General features: G+C 74.0%; 16 protein-coding genes and 1 tRNA gene. 7 read left to right on the top strand and 10 right to left on the bottom strand.

The window, feature by feature from the left end; all coding sequences use genetic code 11:
• Positions 1-41: 41 nt before the first annotated feature.
• Both HL054_RS15305 and sodN read right to left on the bottom strand, forming a co-directional pair.
• Entirely contained in the window at positions 42-1334 is a 1293-nt protein-coding gene (locus HL054_RS15305; RefSeq protein WP_369139871.1) for a PP2C family protein-serine/threonine phosphatase, read from the bottom strand.
• 103 nt (positions 1335-1437) lie between these two features.
• Positions 1438-1842: a superoxide dismutase, Ni gene (sodN, locus tag HL054_RS15300; RefSeq protein ID WP_369139870.1), complete on the bottom strand. Its 405-nt coding sequence runs from the start codon at positions 1840-1842 to the stop codon at positions 1438-1440.
• Between the two features lie 50 nt (positions 1843-1892).
• On the opposite strand from sodN, the gene sodX reads away from it, so the two are divergent.
• Positions 1893-2267 carry a nickel-type superoxide dismutase maturation protease gene (gene sodX, locus HL054_RS15295; RefSeq protein WP_369139869.1) on the top strand — a complete coding sequence of 125 codons (375 nt, stop codon included), beginning with the start codon at positions 1893-1895 and terminating at the stop codon, positions 2265-2267.
• Positions 2268-2347: 80 nt separating this feature from the next.
• Here the strand turns inward: sodX and HL054_RS15290 are convergent, their stop codons facing one another.
• The 5 genes from HL054_RS15290 to HL054_RS15270 form a co-directional block, all read right to left on the bottom strand.
• Positions 2348-3052: a metal-dependent hydrolase gene (locus tag HL054_RS15290; RefSeq protein WP_369139868.1), complete on the bottom strand. Its 705-nt coding sequence runs from the start codon at positions 3050-3052 to the stop codon at positions 2348-2350.
• A gap of 194 nt (positions 3053-3246) precedes the next feature.
• Entirely contained in the window at positions 3247-3429 is a 183-nt protein-coding gene (locus HL054_RS15285) for a DUF6104 family protein (RefSeq protein ID WP_369139867.1), read from the bottom strand.
• Positions 3430-3468: 39 nt separating this feature from the next.
• Positions 3469-7383, bottom strand: a complete 3915-nt coding sequence (locus HL054_RS15280) for a multifunctional oxoglutarate decarboxylase/oxoglutarate dehydrogenase thiamine pyrophosphate-binding subunit/dihydrolipoyllysine-residue succinyltransferase subunit (protein ID WP_369139866.1) — start codon at positions 7381-7383, stop codon at positions 3469-3471.
• A 144-nt stretch (positions 7384-7527) separates the two neighbouring features.
• The gene (locus HL054_RS15275; protein ID WP_369139865.1) at positions 7528-8295 is read right to left on the bottom strand and encodes an ABC transporter permease; all 768 of its coding nucleotides are present in this window, start codon (positions 8293-8295) and stop codon (positions 7528-7530) included.
• The gene (locus HL054_RS15270) at positions 8295-9275 is read right to left on the bottom strand and encodes an ABC transporter ATP-binding protein (RefSeq protein WP_369140038.1); all 981 of its coding nucleotides are present in this window, start codon (positions 9273-9275) and stop codon (positions 8295-8297) included. The genes HL054_RS15275 and HL054_RS15270 overlap by 1 nt, the downstream gene beginning before the upstream one ends.
• Before the next feature lie 163 nt (positions 9276-9438).
• Between HL054_RS15270 and HL054_RS15265 the strand changes: the two genes are divergently transcribed.
• Entirely contained in the window at positions 9439-10542 is a 1104-nt protein-coding gene (locus tag HL054_RS15265) for an adenylate/guanylate cyclase domain-containing protein (RefSeq protein ID WP_369139864.1), read from the top strand.
• A 46-nt stretch (positions 10543-10588) separates the two neighbouring features.
• Positions 10589-12226, top strand: coding sequence for an ABC-F family ATP-binding cassette domain-containing protein (locus tag HL054_RS15260; protein WP_369139863.1), 1638 nt, complete (start codon positions 10589-10591; stop codon positions 12224-12226).
• Between the two features lie 65 nt (positions 12227-12291).
• Here the strand turns inward: HL054_RS15260 and HL054_RS15255 are convergent.
• The 3 genes from HL054_RS15255 to HL054_RS15245 all read right to left on the bottom strand — a co-directional run bounded on the left by HL054_RS15255 (position 12292) and on the right by HL054_RS15245 (position 14033).
• A tRNA-Arg gene (locus HL054_RS15255) sits at positions 12292-12363 on the bottom strand.
• Between the two features lie 90 nt (positions 12364-12453).
• Positions 12454-13170: a DUF305 domain-containing protein gene (locus tag HL054_RS15250; protein WP_369139862.1), complete on the bottom strand. Its 717-nt coding sequence runs from the start codon at positions 13168-13170 to the stop codon at positions 12454-12456.
• Positions 13167-14033, bottom strand: a complete 867-nt coding sequence (locus HL054_RS15245; protein ID WP_369139861.1) for a DUF3105 domain-containing protein — start codon at positions 14031-14033, stop codon at positions 13167-13169. Before HL054_RS15245 ends, HL054_RS15250 begins: the two co-directional genes overlap by 4 nt.
• A 206-nt stretch (positions 14034-14239) precedes the next feature.
• On the opposite strand from HL054_RS15245, the gene argS reads away from it, so the two are divergent.
• Genes argS through thrC form a run of 4 tightly spaced genes read left to right on the top strand, consistent with a single transcriptional unit; the run spans position 14240 to position 19765 of the window.
• Positions 14240-15901 (top strand): arginine--tRNA ligase, encoded by a 1662-nt coding sequence (gene argS / locus HL054_RS15240; RefSeq protein ID WP_369139860.1) that lies wholly within the window; start codon positions 14240-14242, stop codon positions 15899-15901.
• A complete protein-coding gene (lysA, locus tag HL054_RS15235) occupies positions 15898-17391 on the top strand; it encodes a diaminopimelate decarboxylase (RefSeq protein WP_369139859.1) in 1494 nt (497 codons plus the stop codon). Before argS ends, lysA begins: the two co-directional genes overlap by 4 nt.
• On the top strand, positions 17388-18686 hold the full coding sequence (locus HL054_RS15230; RefSeq protein ID WP_369139858.1) for a homoserine dehydrogenase: 1299 nt from the start codon (positions 17388-17390) through the stop codon (positions 18684-18686). Before lysA ends, HL054_RS15230 begins: the two co-directional genes overlap by 4 nt.
• Entirely contained in the window at positions 18683-19765 is a 1083-nt protein-coding gene (gene thrC, locus HL054_RS15225; protein WP_369139857.1) for a threonine synthase, read from the top strand. The genes HL054_RS15230 and thrC overlap by 4 nt, the downstream gene beginning before the upstream one ends.
• Positions 19766-19767 lie beyond the last annotated feature (2 nt).

Here is a 19767-nt window from a genome sequence, read left to right as displayed (position 1 = left end):
ACGAGGTTACCGGGACCGGCGGGCAGAGCCCGACATCCGGCTCAGGCCGGGGGCGAGGCGCGGCCGGGATCGGCGCCCTGCTCGGTGGTGCGCCCCCTCGGTGGGCCGCCGTACCAGTCCAGGCAGATCATCGTGGCGTCGTCGCGGAGATCACCGCCGGTCTCCTCGAGGATCGCGGCGCCGAGGGCGTGGACGACCTCCCGTGGGTGCAGGTCCGCGGTGTCGGCCATGGCCCGGGCGACGTCGAGCCGGACCGCGTTGCGTTCCTGCATGCCGTCGGTGAGGAACACGATCCGGTCGCCTGGCTCCAGCGAGAAGGGCTGGACCTCGAAGGTCTTCCCGGGCACGACGCCGAAGGGCGGCTCGATGCGCAGCTGCACCTCCTCCACCCGGCCGTTCCGGAGCCGCAGCGGGAGGACGTGTCCGGCGTTGACGATCGCCGCGGTACCGGCGCGCAGGTCGACCCGCATCAGCTGTCCGGTGACGAACTGCCCGGAGGGCGCGTGCTGGTCGAGGGCGTCGTTGGCGTACGCGGCCTGCTCGGCGAGGTCCATGCCGCCGCGGCGGCCGTTGCGCAGACTGCCGACCAGCAGGGTGGCCAGCAGGGCTGCATCGACCTGGTGGCCGACGGCGTCGGTGATCGACAGCTGCAGGTGGTCGCGGTCCAGGTTGTAGTCGAAGGTGTCCCCGCCCACCGAGCTGGCCGGCTCCAACCAGCCGGCCAGCGTGAACTGGCCGGCCTCGCAGGTGTAGGACGCGGGCAGCAGCCGCCGCTGGATCTCCGCGGCCAACGCGAACGGGGCGGAGCGTTGCCCCCACTCGAAGACGTCGGTGTGCCGGCGGGCGGCGATGACGACGTAGGCGAGCGCATGCGCGGCGCTGCGGACGTCGGCCACCTCCTTGGCGGAGGGGTACCGCGGGAGGGCGAGCTCGATCACGCCGATCGCGTCGCCGCGGTCGGTCACCGGCACCACCATCACGGCGCCGTCGCCGTCCGCCCGGACGTCGGCCTCCTGCGTCCGCAGCACCTGGTCGTACACGGTGCCGGCCAGCGGGAGCGTCTCGGCTTGCTCGATCCCGCGTCCTCGCGCGCCGTCCACGAGCTCGGCGGAGGTCAGCCGGACGACGGCCCGGCCGGTGAAGTCCGCGATCAGCAAGGTCACCGTGGTGGCCTCGAGCATCTCGCCGAGGGCAGCGGCGACCGCCTCCACCGCGTCGATCGGCGCGGCGGTCTCGACCTTCTCCAGCAGTTGGCCGACGTCGATCACGATGTCCTCCGAGCCGAGCCTCTGGCCGACGTCGGGCGTGGGCGCGACGTCGCCGGGTGAGCGCACATGACAGCACGCTGCCGGGCCGCCCCGGAGGGCGACCCGGCAGTCAGGCCCGTCCCGAGGCTCGCCCCGAGCCTGCGAGGGGTGAGGAGGACGGGGTCCTTCGTCAGGCGGCGGCCTTGGTCTCCCAGAAGATCTTGTCGATCTCGGCGATGTAGTCGAGCAGCTTCTGGCCCTCGGCGGGGTCCATGCTGCCCTTGCCGCCGGCGGCGCCGGCCTGCTTGGTCGCCTTGTTGAACAGCTCGTGCAGCTGCGGGTACTTCTCGAAGTGGGGGGGCTTGAAGTAGTCGGTCCAGAGCACCCACAGGTGGTGCTTGACCAGGTCGGCGCGGGCTTCCTTGATCAGGATGGCGCGGGTCCGGAAGACCGGGTCCTCGTTGCCCTGGTACTTCTCCTGGATGGCCTTGACCGACTCGGCCTCGATACGGGCCTGGGCCGGGTCGTAGACGCCGCAGGGGAGGTCGCAGTGTGCGGTGGCCTCCACGGCGGAGAACATGCGGAACAGACGCATGGGGGTGCCTCCGGGTTCGTGGGGAACGTTCGTCTGCGACCCTACTCGCGGTGATCAGCGACAACACGTCCAACGGTGGACACCCGGGGCGGCTGGACACGCGGTGGGTGCTGGCCCGGGTCGCCGGTCCGTCGATGTCGCCGTCGGTGCGGCACGGCGACCGGCTGCTGGTCCGCCGGGTGGCGGCCGGTGACGCAGTGCGACCGGGCGACGTCGTCCTGGCCCGGTTCCCCCGCCGTCCCGAGCTGCTCGTCGTCAAACGGGTGGTGCGCGCCGTCGAGGGCGGGCACTGGGTGGAGGGGGACAACCCGGGAGTCACCGACGACAGCCGGGCGTTCGGCCCCGCGGTCGTCGTCGGGCGGGTGGTGGCCCGGCTGTGGCCCTCGCCACACCGGCTGCCCGGGCCGCCCGCGCGGGACGGCTGACCTCCACCCCGCAGACCATGAGCGCAGTGCGGCGGAGCACCACCGACCGGTTCGCCGGGTCGCCACCGCCGTGGCTGGGCTCAGCCCAGCTGCTGCAGGAGCGGGTCGACGAACTGCCGGGCGCCGGTGTTCGCCAGCAGGAACGCGACGGTGGCGACGACGAACAGCGGCACGAGCACCGCCTTCTCCACGAACGCCCCGGTGCGCAGGTGGATGGGGGACAGCCGGCTGCGGCGGACGAGCCAGAACACCGGCACGGGCACCCCCTCCTTGGTCAGGAAGTCGCCGGCGATGTGGGTGAGCACCCCGACGGCGACGGCCCACGGGAGCCACACCGGGCTGGGGCTGTGCGCCAGCAGCAGCCAGGCCCCGGCCCAGGACAGCAGCAGGTTGCCGACGACGGTGTTCTCCGCCCGCCCGGGGATCACGAAGTGCAGCGCGCGCAGCGCCAGCCCGATCGCGAGGGCCAGCAGCAGCAGGCTGGACCAGTGGTTCCAGGCGGCCGCGGTGGCGAGCACGCCGAAGACCAGCGGGCCCAGGACGGCGTCGTGGGTGCCCCACCGGTGGCCGCCGGTGACGGCGTTCACCAGCCCGGACGGGACGTCGGTCAGCGGTCCCCACATCCGGGAGATGGTGGAGCCGCTCTGGTCCAGGTCCGGCAGCATGGCGAAGCCGCCGACCGCCGAGACCCACGCGACCTGGGCGACGGTGCCGGTGACCGGCGCCCACGGCAGCGTGGCGGCCCCGACGGCCAGTCCGGACAGGGCATGCGAGTGACCGAGCACGTACGCAGCGTCCTGCGCGTCCGTCTGATCACCAGGTAGGCGCGCCAACGCGACCGCGATCCGCCTGCTGACGGAAGCCGCCCCGGCGAGGTGCGCGACGCGGGGACGGGGCCGCAGGCTCCTCCGCGCGTCGTCGCCCAACGGCTCAGCGCAGCCGGGGCACGGCTCCTGGCCGCGATGAGGTCCGGAGGACCTCAGTCGACATCGTCGTCGGTGCCGCCGCGCGCCAGCCAGGTGGCCAGCCGCTCGACGGGCACCTCGAACTCCGGGTTCTGGTCGACGAAGGCCTGCAGCTGGTCGGCCAGCCAGGCGAGGGAGACCTCCTCCTCGCCCCGCCGGCCGGCCAGCTCCTCGATGCCGCGGTCAGTGAAGTACACGGCTGCCCCCGGACGGTGTGGAGCCCACGGTGGCCGCCGTCAGTCGCGGAAGGCCCGGGCGACCAGCTCGCGCTGCTCGACCTCGTGGACCTTCGCCGACCCGACCGCCGGGCTCGCCGATGCCTTGCGCGAGACCCGGCGCAGCGTCCGCCCGGCGGGCAGCTCCTCGGGCAGGTTGACCGCCATGAACTGGGCGGCGCCCATGTTCGCCGGCTCCTCCTGCACCCACACGACGTCCGTGGCGTTCGGGTAGCGCTCCAGCGCCTCCACGATCTCCTCGGCGGGCAGCGGGTACAGCTGCTCGACCCGCAGCACCGCGGTGTCCGTGGCGCCGCTGTTCTCCCGCTGGGCGAGCAGCTCGTAGCTGATCTTGCCGCTGCACAGCAGCACCCGGCGCACCGCGCCGCCGTCCAGCTGGGCGCCGCCGACGCCCGGGTCGGGCAGCACCGGGCGGAACCGCTGCTCGGTGAAGTCCTCGACCGGGCTGACCGCGGCCTTGGCCCGGAGCAGCGACTTCGGGGTGAAGACCACCAGCGGCCGGTGCACGTCCGACAGCGCCTGGCGGCGGAGCAGGTGGAAGTAGTTCGCCGGCGTCGAGCAGTTGGCCACCGTCATGTTGTTCTCGGCGGACAGCTGCAGGAAGCGCTCGATCCGGCCGCTGGAGTGGTCCGGCCCCTGGCCCTCGAGCCCGTGCGGCAGCAGCATGACGACGCCGGAGCGCTGGCCCCACTTGGCCTCGCCGGAGCTGATGAACTCGTCGATGACCATCTGCGCGCCGTCGACGAAGTCGCCGAACTGCGCCTCCCACAGCACCAGTGCCCTGGGGTTGGCCACCGAGTAGCCGTACTCGAAGCCGAGCGCGGCGTACTCGCTCAGCAGCGAGTCGTAGACGAAGAACTTCGCCTGGTCGGGGGTCAGGTTCGCCAGCGGGGTGAACTCGGCGGCGTTCTCCCGGTCGATGAGCACCGAGTGGCGCTGCACGAACGTGCCGCGCCGGGAGTCCTGGCCGGCCAGCCGCACCGGCACGCCCTGCATGAGCAGCGAGCCGAAGGCGAGCAGCTCGCCCATCGCCCAGTCGATGCCGCCCTCGCTGGCCATCGCCGCCCGGCGCTCCAGCATCTTCTGCAGCTTCGGGTGCGGGGTGAAGTCCGGCGGGAAGGAGACGTGCGCGTCGCCGATGGTCTTGAGGACCTCGCGGCTGATCGCGGTGTCCACCGTCGCCTGCTGCGGCGACCGGGGGTCCATGACCGGCTCGGGCGTGGAGGAGTCCCGCGAGTCGTGGGTCTCGGCGAAGGCCCGCTCGAGCTGCCCGCGGTAGTCCTTCAGCGCCTCCTCGGCGTCGGCCAGCGTGATGTCCCCGCGGCCGACGAGCGCCTCGGTGTACAGCTTCCGGACCGAGCGCTTGCGGTCGATGATGTCGTACATCAGCGGCTGGGTCATCGACGGGTCGTCGCCCTCGTTGTGCCCGCGGCGGCGGTAGCAGACCAGGTCGATGACGACGTCCTTCTTGAACGCCTGCCGGTAGTCGACCGCCAGCTTGGCCACCCGCACGCAGGCCTCGGGGTCGTCGCCGTTCACGTGGAAGACCGGGGCGCCGATCATCCGCGCGACGTCGGTCGAGTACAGGCTCGAGCGGGCCGCGGCCGGGCTGGTGGTGAAGCCGACCTGGTTGTTGATGACCACGTGCACGGTGCCGCCGGTGCGGTAGCCGCGCAGCTGGGAGAGGTTGAGCGTCTCCTGGACGACGCCCTGGCCGGCGAAGGCCGAGTCGCCGTGCAGCAGCAGGGGCAGCACGGTGAAGCCGCCCTCGCCCTTGTCGATCATGTCCTGCTTGGCCCGGACGATCCCCTCGAGCACCGGGTTCACCGTCTCGAGGTGGCTGGGGTTGCTGGCCAGCGACACCGCGATCGAGCGGCCGTCGTGCTCGAAGGTGCCCTCGGCGCCGAGGTGGTACTTCACGTCCCCGGAGCCCTGCACGGTGCCCGGGTCGATGTTGCCCTCGAACTCACCGAAGATCTTCGCGTAGCTCTTGCCGAGCACGTTGGCCAGCACGTTGAGCCGGCCGCGGTGCGCCATGCCGATCGCGACCTCCTCCAGCCCGTACTCGGTGGAGGCCAGCAGCACCTCGTCCAGCAGCGGGATGACCGACTCGCCGCCCTCGAGGCTGAACCGCTTCTGCCCGACGTACTTGGTCTGCAGGAAGGTCTCGAACGCCTCGGCGGCGTTGAGCCGGCCGAGCACCCGCTTCTGCTTCTCCCGGGTGGGCTGGTCGTGCTTGACCTCGATCCGCTCCTGGAGCCAGGTGCGCTCCTCGGGGTCGGTGATGTGCATGTACTCGATGCCGACCGTGCGGCAGTAGGACTGGCGCAGCACCCCGAGGATGTCGCGCAGCGGCATCGTCTTCTCGCCGGCGAACCCGCCGACCGGGAAGGGCCGGTCCAGGTCCCACAGCGTCAGCCCGTGCTGGACGATGTCCAGGTCGGGGTGGGTGCGGACCTTGAACTCCAGCGGGTCGGTGTCGGCCATCAGGTGGCCGTTGCGCCGGTAGGCCTCGATGACCTCGATGACCCGGGCTTCCTTGTCGATCTGGCCCTCGTGCGTGACCCGCTTGTCGGCCACCCACCGGACCGGCTCGTAGGGCACCCGCAGCGAACGGAAGACGTCGTCGTAGAAGCCGTCCTGGCCCAGCAGGAGCTGGTGCATGCGGCGCAGGAAGTCGCCGGACTCGGCTCCCTGGATGACCCGGTGGTCGTAGGTCGAGGTCAGCGTGATGATCTTCGAGACGGCCATCTCGGCGAGCGCCTCGGGGCTCATCCCCTGGAACTCGGCCGGGTAGTCCATCGCACCGACGCCGACGATCGTGCCCTGGCCGGTGGTCAGCCGCGGCACCGAGTGGTTGGTGCCGATGGTGCCGGGGTTGGTGAGGCTGATCGTGGTGCCGGTGAAGTCGTCCATCGTCAGCTTGCCCGCGCGGGCCCGCCGGATGATGTCCTCGTAGGCGCCCCAGAAGGCGGCGAAGTCCATCTCCTCGGCCTGCTTGATCGAGGCGACGACCAGCGAGCGGGTGCCGTCGGGCTTGGGCAGGTCGATGGCCAGCCCGAAGTTGACGTGCTCGGGGCTGACCAGCGTCGGCTTGCCGTCGACCTCGGCGAACGCGCTGTTCATGTTCGGGAAGTCGTCGAGCGCGCGGACCAGCGCGTAGCCGATCAGGTGCGTGAAGGAGACCTTCCCGCCGCGGGCGCGGGCCAGGTGGTTGTTGATGACGATCCGGTTGTCGACCAGCAGCTTGGCCGGGACCGCACGCACGCTGGTGGCCGTCGGGACGGTCAGCGAGGCGTTCATGTTCTTGACGACGCTGGCGGCCGCGCCGCGCAGCGGGGTGCGCTTGGGACCGGCCGGGGCGTCGCCGGCGGCCGGGGCGGCCGCGGCGGGCCGGGCGGCCGGGGCGGCCGGCTTGGCCGCGACCTGCTGGTCGGCGCGGTCGGCGGCACGGCCGACCACGGTGCCCTCGGACCGGGCGTCTGTCGGGGCGGGCTGCGCCTTCTCCACGGCCTTGGTCGGCGCGGTCGTCGCGGCCGGCGCCTTCTCCGCAGCCGGTGCCTCAGCTGCAGCCGCGGCCTCCTGCGCAGCCGGGGCCTTCGCCGGAGCCGGGGCCTGCGCGGGAGCCGGGGCCTGCGCGGGAGCCGGGGCCTGCGCGGGAGCCGGGGCCTGCGCAGGAGCCGGCGCCGCAGCGGGTGCCGTGGCCGGGGCCGCGGCGGCGGGGCCGTTGCGGTCCTGGCCGTCGGAGACCGGGCTGCCCGGGCGGTAGTCGGCGAAGAAGTCGTGCCAGGCCTGGTCCACGCTGCGCGGATCGGCCAGGTACTGCTGGTACATCTCCTCGACCAGCCACTCGTTGGTGCCGAAGCCCGCCACCGGGTTGGCGGAGTGGGCAGGGGAGGGCTGGGATGAGCTCACGCTTGACACGTTGGCGAGTGCCTTCTTCGTCGGTGGACGTCGTTGGACCGGGTGCCGATGCTACGCCGGGGCCACCGGGCGGACACGGGAGCGCATCCGGCGACGCGCGTGTCCCGGCTCACCCCGGCGCCGGTGGCCGGCAGCTCAGACGACGTCGCGCCGCACCGCGAACAGCGTGCCCAGCACGGCGGCGGCCAGCCCGTAGCCGAGCAGCAGCAGACCGCCCTGCCAGGGGCTCAGCAGGTCGGCCTGGTTGAAGGTCGCCGTCATCGCCTCGAGGGCGCCGCCGGGCAGCCACTTGTAGGCGCCCTGGGTCGCCGGGATGCTCGAGATGATCCCCTCGACGACGAAGAAGTAGACGAGCGAGCCGACGATCGCGCCGACCTGGTTGCGCATCAGCGCCCCGACCCCCACGCCGATCACCGTGTAGATGACCAGCGCGGCCCAGGCCCCGCCGAGCACCCGCAGGTTGTCCCCGGCCAGCGAGGGGGCGGCGCCCTTGGCGCCGGCGTAGACCGACACGACCAGCACGTCGACCGCGATCACGACCAGCGCCATCGGGATCGCGGCGAGGGCGTAGGCCACCAGCTTGGCGACGACGACCCGGCCGCGGTGCGGGCTGCCCAGGAAGGTGGGCGTCGCGGTGCGGTGCCGGTACTCCTGGGTGGTCCCGATGATGCCCAGGACGATGAACAGGATGGTGGCGTTGGCCGAGACGGCCAGCGCCAGCTCCTCGTAGGCGGTGGTGCCCACCGGGGCGATCCCGCTGTCGGCGTTGCCGGCGAAGGCGGTGAACAGCGCGGCGAAGGCGCCGACCAGCACGCAGGAGCCCAGCAGCAGGCCGATCCACACCCGCGTGGTCAGCAGCTTGGTCCACTCGGCCCGGACCAGCCGGGAGAGCACGGCACCCATCAGGAAGCTCCCTGTCCGGTCGTGGTGGGGGTGCCCGCCGGGGCGGCGGCGTACTGCTCGGAGCCCGCGGTGAGCCGGAAGTAGACCTCTTCCAGGCCGCTGGTGTGGGCGCGCAGCTCGTGCAGCTCGATGCCGCCGGCGAAGGCGCGGCGGCCGACCTCCTCGACCGGCAGCCCGGTGACGGTGAGCCCGTCGGGGTGGTCGTCGGTCGCGGCGACCGTCGACGTGGGGGTGCGCAGCAGGTCGGCGAGCGCGGCCGCCTGCGGGCTGCGGACCAGCACGCTGCCGGCCGTGCCCGAGCGCAGCTCGGCCAGCGAGCCCTGCCGGACCAGCCGGCCGGCGCCGACGATGACCACCCGGTCGGCGGTCTGCTCGACCTCGGACAGCAGGTGGCTGGAGACCAGCACCGTGCGTCCCTGGTCGTGGGCCAGGTGCCGCAGGAAGCCGCGCAGCCACTGGATGCCCTCGGGGTCCAGGCCGTTGGCGGGCTCGTCGAGGACCAGCACCCCGGGGTCGCCGAGCAGCGCCGTCGCCAGGCCCAGGCGCTGGCGCATACCGAGGGAGTAGCCGCCGGCCTTGCGGCCGCCGGCGGGGCCGAGGCCGACCTGGTCGAGCACCTCGTCGGCCCGGGAGACCGGCAGGCCGGCCGCGCGGCAGTAGACGCGCAGGTGGTTGCGGCCGCTGCGGGCCGGGTGGAACGCCGTCTCGAGCACCGCGCCCACGTTCCGGATCGGCTCCGGGAGGGCGGCGTACGGGGCGCCGTTGAAGGTCGTCGTCCCGCGGTCGGGGGTGATCAGGCCGAGGGCCATCCGCAGCGTCGTGGTCTTCCCTGCGCCGTTGGGACCGAGGAAGCCGGTGACCTGGCCGGGTTCGACGGTGAAGCTGAGGTCGTCGACGGCGCGGACGCTGCCGAAGGTCTTGGTGAGGCCGCTGACGTCGACCCGGACGGGGTCCTGGGCGGTCCGTGTGCCGCTGCTGATCTCGTCCTCCTCGGTCGGCCGGCGGGCCCGGCGTCGCGATGATCAAAGCGCACCCGCCCCCTCGACGGCCAGCACGTCGCCGGTCGGGCGCGCCTCCCGCCGCGCACCGGCACGTGACCCCGCGCACACCCGCGGGGCGGCCCGTTGGGTAGGTTCGGCCGCCGTGAGCGCCCACCGCGACGCGGGCGGTGCCGATCCGCGCGACGCCCTGGAGCGGCTGCTGCTCGACGGGCCGCGCCGCTACACGCGGTCCCAGGTCGCCGAGCTCGCCGGGGTGTCCGCCGAGCGCACCCGGCGGCTGTGGCGCGCGCTCGGGTTCGCCGACGTCCCCGACGGCGAACCTGCCTTCACCGACGCCGACGTCCGGGCGCTGTCCCGGCTGTCGGCGCTGATCGACTCCGGCTTCGTCCAGGCCGACGAGGAGGCCTCCATCGCCCGCGCGATGGGGCAGTCGCTGTCCCGGCTGGCCGACTGGCAGACCGACATGCTGGCCGCGCTGCTCGAGGCGGACAGCCCTGAGGACGCGCCGGACATCGTCGCGACCGCCGAGCAGCTGCTGCCGCTGATGCGCGAGCTGCAGGACTACGTCTGGCGGCGGCACCTGGCCGCCAACGCCGGCCGGCTGTTCCTCACCGGCCCCGGTGCCGTCGACCGCCGGGAGCTGGCCGTGGGCTTCGCCGACCTGGTCGGCTACACCTCGCGCACCCGGGGGATGGGCGGCCGCGAGCTCGGCGCGATGGTGGAGGACTTCGAGGGGCTGGTCGCCGACGTCATCGCCCGGCACCGCGGCCGGGTGGTCAAGACCGTGGGCGACGGAGTGCTGTTCACCTGCGCGGAGCCGGTCGACGCGGTGGAGATCGCGCTGCGGCTGCCCGAGGAGTGGACGGCGGCGGACCGCCCGCCGCTGCGGGTGGGCGCCGCCTTCGGCACGGTCCTCACCCGCCTCGGCGACGTCTACTCGCCGGTGGTCAACCTGGCCAGCCGGCTGACGTCGGTGGCCCGGCCCTCCACCGTGCTGGTCGACCAGCAGCTCGCCCGGCAGCTGCGCGGGGTGGCCGCCTACCGGGTGCGCCCGCTGAACCGGGTCTCGGTGCGGGGGTACGACCAGCTGCGGCCGTGGCTGGTCCGCCGCCGCCGGGACGACGACGCCGTCCCGGCGATCGCGGCGTTCGAGGAGCTGCTCGACGAGCTGACCGACGACGTGCTCGCCGAGGGGCCGGACGAGCAGGGCTGGTCCGCCGGCCCGGGCACCCCCGCCGCCGGCTGAGGGAACCCGCTCGCCCGGCGGCGGGCGCGGTCGGCACCATGGTCGGGTGTCCGCCACCCTGCTCGCCCGTGGTCTGGCCGCCGGTCACGGCGCCCGCGTCCTGTTCACCGACCTCGACCTGGTCGTCGCCCCCGGCGACGTCGTCGGGCTGGTCGGGGTGAACGGGGCGGGCAAGTCGACCCTGCTGCAGACCCTGGCCGGGGTGCTGCCCGCCGAGTCCGGCGAGATCGCGCTCAGCCCGCCCTCGGCCACCGTCGGCTACCTGCCGCAGGAGCACGAGCGGCGTCCCGGGGAGACCGTGCTCGACGCGCTGGCCCGCCGCACCGGCGTCACCGCGGCCCAGGCGACCATGGACGACGCCCTCGAGCAGCTCACCGCGGGCGCCCCGGACGCCGACGAGCGCTACGGCGACGCACTGGAGCGCTGGCTGGCCCTGGGCGGCGCCGACCTGGCCGAGCGGGCCGAGGAGGTCGTCGCCTCCGTCGCCCCGGGGGTGGCGCTGGACGCGCCGACCGTCGCGCTCTCCGGTGGCCAGGCCGCGCGGGTCGGGCTGGCCTCGCTGCTGCTGTCCCGCTACGACGTCCTGCTGCTCGACGAGCCCACCAACGACCTGGACCTGGCCGGGCTGGAGCAGCTGGAGCGGTTCGTCACCGGGCTGCGCACCGGCGTGGTGCTGGTCAGCCACGACCGCGAGTTCCTCGCCCGCACCGTCACCCGGGTGGTCGAGCTCGACCTGCCCCAGCAGCTGGTGCGGGTGCACGACGGCGGCTACGAGGCCTACCTGGCCGAGCGGGAGGTGGCCCGCCGGCACGCCCGCGAGGAGTTCGACGAGTTCGCCGACACGAAGGCAGGCCTGGAGGCGCGGGCCCGGATGCAGCGCAACTGGATGGCCAAGGGCGTCCGCGACTCGATCAAGAAGTCCAAGGACGGCGACAAGCACATCAAGGCGCACAACCGGGCGTCGGCGGAGAAGCAGGCGGCCAAGGCCAAGCAGACCGAGCGGCGGATCGAGCGGCTGGAGGTGGTCGAGGAGCCGCGCAAGGAGTGGGAGCTGCGGATGGAGATCGCCCCCGCGCCCCGGTCCGGCGCGGTCGTGGCCACGCTGCGGGGCGCGGTCGTCCGCCGGGGCGGGTTCACCCTCGGCCCGGTCGACCTGCAGGTCGACTGGGGCGACCGGGTGGCGATCACCGGCGCGAACGGCTCGGGCAAGAGCACCCTGCTGGCCGCCCTGCTGGGCCGGCTGCCGGTCGACGAGGGGACGGCGGCGCTGGGCTCCGGCGTCCGGCTGGGCGAGGTCGACCAGGTGCGCGGGCTCTTCCTCGGCGACGAGCCGCTGGCCGCGGCGTTCGGCGCGGAGGTGCCCGACCTGCCCGACGCCGAGGTGCGCACGCTGCTGGCCAAGTTCGGGCTGCGGGCCGACCACGTGCTGCGGCCGGCCGGCACGCTGTCGCCGGGGGAGCGGACCCGGGCGGCGCTGGCCCTGCTGCAGGCCCGCGGCGTGAACGTGCTGGTGCTCGACGAGCCGACCAACCACCTCGACCTGCCGGCGATCGAGCAGCTGGAGCAGGCGCTGGCCGACTACCCCGGCACGCTGCTGCTGGTCACCCACGACCGCCGGATGCTCGAGGCGGTGCACACCACCCGGCGCTTCGAGGTGGCCGGCGGGCAGGTCCGGGAGCGCTGACCCCGCGGACGACGCCGCCCGCCGGGCCTGGTGGCCGGGCGGGCGGTGTGAGCCTGGGCTGTGGGTGCCCCCGGCAGGATTCGAACCTGCGCCCCTGCCTCCGGAGGGCAGTGCTCTATCCCCTGAGCTACGGGGGCTCGTCATCGCGGTCCTGCGTGTGCCGGCGCCGCACTTCCTGGCGCCGGGAGAGCACGTTACCAGCCGGGGCCGGTGCTCCGGCGGGGGCCTCAGGGAGCCGGCAGCGGGGTGCCGCCGCGGGCCTGCAGCATCGACTCCATGGTCGCGGTCTCCGCGCTCTGCGACACCTCGATCGACCGGGCCAGGCTGCGCACCGCGGCCTCGGCGGAGTGCTGCTCGCCGTACTGCGCCATCTCCAGCCCGCCCTGGTGGTGCCGGATCATCAGCTGCAGGAACAGCACGTCGAACGGCGTCCCGGTCAGCGACCGCAGCTGCGCGAGCTCGTCCTCGGTCACCATCCCGGGCATCACCGCACCGCCGGCGGGCGGGCGGTGGCCGCCGTGGGACATGTCGTGGCCGGCCATCGCGTCGCCGGCCATCCAGCCCATCACGTCGCTGCTGGTCAGCGGCAGCCCCCAGAGGGTCAGCCAGCCCTGCATCCGCCCCACCTGGTTGGTCTGGGTGGCGGAGATGTCGAAGGCCAGCCGGCGCAGCTCGTCGTCCGAGCCCTGGGTGAGCGCGAGGTTGGCCATCTCGACGGCCTGCAGGTGGTGCCTGGACATGTCCCGGGCGAAGCCGGCGTCCACCGAGTCCGCCGCCGGGGTCTCGTCGCCCCCGACGCCGAGGACGACCGCCAGCCCGCCACCGGCCACCAGCAGGCCGAGCGCGATGACGGTGGCGAGCAGGCCGGTCAGCCAGCGCCGCGGCCGGGCCGGGGAGGTGCCGGGGTCGATGTCCGGGGAGGCGGAGGGGGAGCCGGAGGTCACGGCGCCTCGGAGTCGACCGGCTCGTCGGTGGCCGTGGTGCTGCCGGTGCCGGCCCGGGTCGCGTCGCCGACGACGAGCGGGTCGGTGATGAACGCGGGGTTCTCGCAGGTGGCCCCGGGCTCGGGGGTGAAGTCGGCGTTGAAGGCCATGAAGTCGGCGAACTGCTCGACCCGCTCGTCCGCGGCGGAGTCGACGGTGAGCTGGTGGCCCCACGACTGCAGGCTGATCGGTGCGGTCTGCCCGGCGTAGGGGGACAGCATCATGCCGTTGCGGCCGTCGACCAGGTCCTCCAGCGTGCCCAGGTCCTCGTCGCTGACCGCGTCGGCGTCGTAGGTGATCCAGACGGCGCCGTGCTCGAGGCTGTGCACCGCGTTCTCGTGCCGGATGTCGACGTCGTAGACGGTGCCGGTGCAGTCGGCCCACTCGTAGTCGTGCTCGCCGCCGACCGGCGGGGTCTCGGTGTAGGCGACGGTGTCGTAGACGTGCACGCCACCGTCGTAGTCGAAGGTCTGCAGGCCGGAGATCTGGTCGGCCGAGGTGATCTTGTCCGCGTTGGCCCGGTTGACCTGGACGACGGCGTAGGTGATGACGGCGGCGGCGAAGACCACGACCGCCACCGCGGCGGCGATGAGGCCCCACGGCTTCTGCTGGGTGACCACGTTCACCGGCGGCCGGGTCCGGCCCCGGCCGGTCTGCGCGCCCTTGCCGGCCGTGCCCTTGCCCGCCGTGCCCTTGCCCGCCGATGCGCCCTTGCCGGCCTGCGCGCCGCCCGGCCGCTGCCCGGACGCCCGGCTGGAGCCGGTCCCCCCGCGGGACGTGCCGCCTGACGCGCGGCCGTTCTCGGGCTTGGGGTCCTTGGCCACTGCCGCTCCTCGCTGCGCTGCCGGGACCGCGGCGCGAACGCCGGCGGACCGGGCCGGCCACCTGGCCGGCGGCAGCGAGTGTAGGTCGAGCAGCTGTGCGGCCCCGGCCCTCGACCCGGTCCGCCGGACCGGGTGGGGCAGGGGGGACGGCCGGGGCGGGCAGACGAGGCGGAGATCACAGCTGCACCCCTCAGTACGCTCGTGCGGTGACACCCGAGCAGCTCAGCGACGTCGTCCGGTCCGCAGTCGCGGCGGTCGTGGCCCGCGGCGCGCTCACGGTCGCCGTCCCCGCCGACGTCGTCATCGACCGCCCGAAGAACCCCGAGCACGGCGACTACGCCACGAACGTCGCCCTGCGGCTCGCCAAGGGGGCCGGCCGCCCGCCGCGCGAGGTGGCCGAGCTGCTGGCCGGCGAGCTCCGGGCCACCGACGGCATCGCCGGCGTCGACGTGGCGGGCCCGGGCTTCCTCAACGTCACCCTGGCCAAGGACGCGCTGGGCCAGCTCGCCGTCCGCGCGGTCACCGCGGGGGAGGCGTACGGGCGCACCGACCTGCTGGCCGGCCAGCGGCTGAACCTGGAGTTCGTCTCGGCCAACCCGACCGGCCCGGTGCACATCGGCGGCACCCGGTGGGCCGCCGTCGGCGACGCGCTGGGCCGGCTGCTCACCGCCAGCGGCGCGGAGGTGTCCCGGGAGTACTACTTCAACGACGCCGGCTCGCAGATCGACCGGTTCGCCGCGAGCCTGATGGCGGCCGCGAACGGCCGCCCGGTGCCCGAGGACGGCTACGCCGGCGACTACATCGGCGAGATCGCCACGGCGGTCGTCGAGGCGGAGCCCGGGCTGCTGGAGCTGCCCGCCGAGGACCAGCAGGAGCGCTTCCGGGTGCGCGGCGTCGAGCTGATGTTCGCCGAGATCAAGCGCAGCCTCGCCGGGTTCGGCGTCGTCTTCGACACCTACTTCTCCGAGAAGACGCTGCACGACAGCGGCGCGCTGGACAAGGCCGTCGCCCGGCTGCGCGAGCAGGGGCACGTGTACGAGACCGACGGCGCGGTGTGGCTGCGGACGACGGACTTCGGCGACGACAAGGACCGGGTGCTGGTCAAGAGCGACGGCGAGCCGACCTACTTCGCCGCCGACTGCGCCTACTACCTGGACAAGCGCGAGCGCGGCTTCGACCGGGTCGTGATCATGCTCGGCGCCGACCACACCGGCTACGTCGGCCGGTACAAGGCGCTGGTCGCGGCCATGGGCGACGACCCGGCGTCGAACCTGGAGATCCTGATCGGCCAGCTGGTCAACCTGGTGCGCAACGGCGAGCCGGTGCGGATGAGCAAGCGGGCCGGCACGGTGGTCAACCTGGAGGACCTGGTCGAGGCGATCGGCGCCGACGCGGCGCGGTACGCCCTCGCCCGGGCCTCGGTCGACCAGCAGATCGACCTGGACCTCGACGCCTGGACGCGGAAGACCAACGACAACCCGGTCTTCTACGTCCAGTACGCCCACGCCCGGATCTCCTCGCTGCTGCGCGGCGCGGCCGACCTCGGGCTGCCGCTGGGCGAGGCCGGCGACGTGGACACCGCCGTGCTGGAGACCCAGCGGGAGAGCGACCTGCTCCGGGCCATCGCCGAGTTCCCGCAGGTGGTGTCGGCGGCCGCCGAGCTGCGCGCCCCGCACCGGGTCGCGCGGTACCTGGAGGAGCTGGCCGGCACCTACCACCGGTTCTACGACTCCTGCCGGGTGCTCCCCCGCGGTGACGAGGAGGCCTCCCCGGTGACCACCGCCCGGCTGTGGCTGTGCGCGGCGACCGCGACCGTCCTGCGCAACGGCCTGGCCGTGCTCGGCGTCAGCGCCCCGGAGCGGATGTGAGGGCGCACCCCGCCGGGCCGCTGCACGGGAACATCTCCCCGGCACCGGCCGCCGGTCCCGCACCGGAGGACCTCGGCGCGCTGGACCCGCAGGTCTGGCCGCGGTCGGCCCGCCGGGTCGACGGCGAGCTGCAGTTGGCCGGCCGGCCGGTCACCGACCTGGCCCGCGAGCACGGCACGCCGCTGTTCGTACTGGACGAGGCCGACTTCCGCAGCCGCGCCGCCGACTTCGCCGACGCCTTCACCGACGCCGACGTGCACTACGCGTCCAAGGCGTTCCTCTGCGGCCAGGTCGCGCGCTGGATCGCCGAGGACGGCCTGCACCTGGACGCCTGCAGCGGCAACGAGCTCGCCGTCGCGCTGGCCGCCGGGTTCCCCGCCGAGCGGATCGCGCTGCACGGCAACAACAAGTCCCTGGTCGAGCTGCAGCTGGCGGTGGACGCCGGCATCGGCCACGTGGTGCTGGACTCCTTCGACGAGATCGACCGGCTGGTGTCGCTGGCCGAGGCCCGGGTGGCCGCCGGGGGAGCGCCGGTCCCGGTGCTCATCCGGTCGACGGTCGGCATCGAGGCGCACACCCACGAGTTCATCGCCACCGCCCACGAGGACCAGAAGTTCGGCTTCTCTCTGGCGACCGGGGACGCGCTGACCGCCGCCGTCCGGGTGATCCGGGAGCCGGCACTGCACCTGGCGGGGCTGCACAGCCACATCGGCTCGCAGATCTTCGACACCGCCGGGTTCGAGGCCGCCGCGCACCGGGTGGTCGGCCTGATGGGCCAGGTCCACCAGGCCACCGGCGAGCTGCTCGGCGAGCTGAACCTCGGTGGCGGCTTCGGCATCGCCTACCTCGCCGAGGACGACCCGGTGCCGCCCGCCGAGGTCGCGGTGCGGCTGCGGGCGGTGGTCGCCGCAGAGTGCGCCGCCCTCGGGCTGCCGGTGCCGCGGCTGGCCGTCGAGCCGGGCCGGGCCATCGCCGGGCCCGGCACGGTCACCCTCTACGAGATCGGCACGATCAAGCCGGTCCGGCTCGGCGCGGGTGGCTCGCCCGGGGCGCCGCTGGTGCGCAACTACGTGTCGGTCGACGGCGGGATGAGCGACAACATCCGCACCGCCCTGTACGACGCCAGCTACACCTGCGTGCTGGCCAACCGCAGCTCCGACGCCCCGCCGGCGCTGTGCCGGGTCGTGGGCAAGCACTGCGAGAGCGGTGACGTGCTGGTCCGCGACCTGTGGCTGCCCTCGGACGTGCAGCCCGGCGACCTGCTGGCGGTGGCCGCCACCGGCGCCTACTGCTGGTCGATGGCGAGCAACTACAACTACCTGCTCAAGCCCCCGGTGGTCGCCGTGCGGGACGGCGTCGCCACCGAGGTGGTCCGGCGTCAGACACTGTCCGACGTGTTCGCCCTCGACGCCGTCCTCGCCGACGTCCCCGCCCCCAGTCCGGCGATCGACCAGCCGGCACCCGAGCACGCTGCTGGAGCCACCTCGTGAGCGACTCCCTGAAGGTGGCCCTGCTGGGCTGCGGCACGGTGGGCGGTGCCGTGCTGCGGCTGCTGTCCGAGCAGGGCGACGACCTGGCCGCCCGGGTCGGCCGCCGGATCGAGGTGGCCGGCGTCGCCGTCCGCCGTCCCGACCGGCACCCCGAGGTGCCCGCCGACCTGCTCACCACCGACGCGCTCGCGCTCGCCACCCGGCCCGACGTCGACCTGGTGGTCGAGGTGATCGGCGGGATCGAGCCGGCCCGCAGCCTGTTGCTGGCCGCCATCGGCGCCGGCAAGTCGGTGGTCAGCGCGAACAAGGCGCTGCTGGCCGACGACGGCGTCGCGCTGCACGCCGCGGCCAGCGAGGCCGGCGTCGACCTGTACTACGAGGCGGCGGTGGCCGGCGCCATCCCGCTGCTGCGGCCGCTGCGCGAGTCGCTCGCCGGTGACCAGCTGCGCCGCGTCGTCGGCATCGTCAACGGGACGACGAACTACATCCTGTCCCGGATGGCCGAGACCGGCGCCGGCTTCGGCGAGGCGCTGGCCGAGGCCACCGAGCTCGGGTACGCCGAGGCCGACCCGACCGCCGACGTCGACGGCTTCGACGCCGCCGCGAAGGCCGCGATCCTCGCCTCGCTGGCCTTCCACTCGCCGGTCACCGCGGCCGACGTCTACCGCGAGGGCATCTCCGCGGTGTCCGCGACCGACGTCGCCCGCGCCGCCGAGATCGGCTGCACGGTCAAGCTGCTGGCGATCTGCGAGCGGGTGCCCGGCGCCGACGGTGCCGACGACGGCGTCGCCGTCCGGGTGCACCCGGCGATGATCCCGACCACCCACCCGCTGGCCGCGGTCGGCGGCGCGTTCAACGCCGTCTTCGTCGAGGCGGAGGCGGCCGGCGAGCTGATGTTCTACGGCCGCGGTGCCGGCGGCGAGCCCACCGCCAGCGCCGTCCTGGGCGACCTGGTCGCCGTGGCGCGCAACCGGCTGGCCGGCGCGGCCGGCCCGGGGACGACGGGCTACGCCGGGCTGACCGTGAGCCCGATGGCCGACACCCCCACCCGCTACCACGTGAGCCTGGACGTCGCGGACAAGCCGGGCGTGCTGGCGACCGTGGCGCACGAGTTCGCGGCGCACGGCGTCAGCATCGCGACCGTCCGCCAGGACGGGCACGGTGACGCCGCCACGCTGGTGATCGTCACCCACCGGGCGCCGGACTCCGCGCTCGCCGCCACCGTCACCCGGCTGCGCGAGATGGACGCCGTCCGCGGCGTCACCAGCGTCCTACGAGTCGAGGGGCTCTCATGACCGGCACGTCCCTGCGTGGCGCCGTCTCGCCGTACTGGCCCGGGCTGATCGAGGCCTACCGGCACCGGCTGCCGGTGAGCCCGTCCACGCCGGTGGTGACGCTGCAGGAGGGCGCCACCCCGCTGGTCCCGGCCCCCGAGCTGTCCCGGCGCACCGGCTGCGAGGTGTGGCTCAAGGTCGAGGGCGCCAACCCGACCGGGTCGTTCAAGGACCGCGGCATGACGATGGCGATCACCAAGGCCGTCGAGGAGGGCGCCCAGGCGGTCATCTGCGCCTCCACCGGCAACACCAGCGCCAGCGCCGCGGCCTACGCCGCCCGCGCCGGCCTGACCTGCGCCGTGCTGGTGCCGACCGGGAAGATCGCCACCGGCAAGCTGGCCCAGGCGCTGGTGCACGGGGCGAAGCTGCTGCAGGTCGAGGGCAACTTCGACGACTGCCTGGCGCTGGCCAGCAAGCTGGCCATCGACTACCCGGTCAGCCTGGTCAACAGCGTCAACCAGTACCGCATCGAGGGGCAGAAGACCGCGTCGTTCGAGATCGTCGACGTCCTCGGCGACGCCCCGGACATCCACTGCCTGCCCGTGGGCAACGCCGGCAACATCACCGCCTACTGGCAGGGCTACCGCGAGTACGCCGCGGACGGCCCGGCCACCCACACCCCGCGGATGTGGGGCTTCCAGGCCGCCGGCGCCGCCCCGATCGTGCGCGGCGAGGTCGTCGAGCGGCCGGAGACGATCGCGACCGCCATCCGGATCGGCAACCCGGCGTCCTGGACCAAGGCGCTGGCCGCCCGCGACGACTCCGGCGGCCGGATCGACGCCGTCACCGACCGCGCCATCCTGGCCGCCTACCGGCTGCTCGCCCGCACCGAGGCGGTCTTCGTCGAGCCGGCCTCGGCCGCGTCGGTCGCCGGGCTGCTGCAGGTCGCCGAGGCCGGTGGCCTCGAGCGCGGCCAGCGGGTGGTCTGCACCGTCACCGGCAACGGGCTCAAGGACCCGGAGTGGGCCATCTCCGGTGCGCCCGCCCCGGTCACCATCCCGGTCGACTCCGCCGCGGCGGCTGCCCAGCTGGGGCTCTGAGG

This window comes from Modestobacter versicolor (assembly GCF_041028285.1).
Lineage (GTDB): Bacteria > Actinomycetota > Actinomycetes > Mycobacteriales > Geodermatophilaceae > Modestobacter > Modestobacter versicolor_A.
The sequence above is the reverse complement of the archived record's forward strand: the minus strand, read 5'-3'. Positions and strand labels throughout refer to the sequence as shown.

Excerpts from the sequence above, each read along its gene's own strand:
- HL054_RS15275 (WP_369139865.1), bottom strand. The coding sequence starts at position 8,295 with ATGGGTGCCGTGCTCTCCCGGCTGGTCCGGGCCGAGTGGACCAAGCTG.
- thrC (WP_369139857.1), top strand. The coding sequence starts at position 18,683 with ATGACCGGCACGTCCCTGCGTGGCGCCGTCTCGCCGTACTGGCCCGGG.
- sodN (WP_369139870.1), bottom strand. The coding sequence starts at position 1,842 with ATGCGTCTGTTCCGCATGTTCTCCGCCGTGGAGGCCACCGCACACTGC.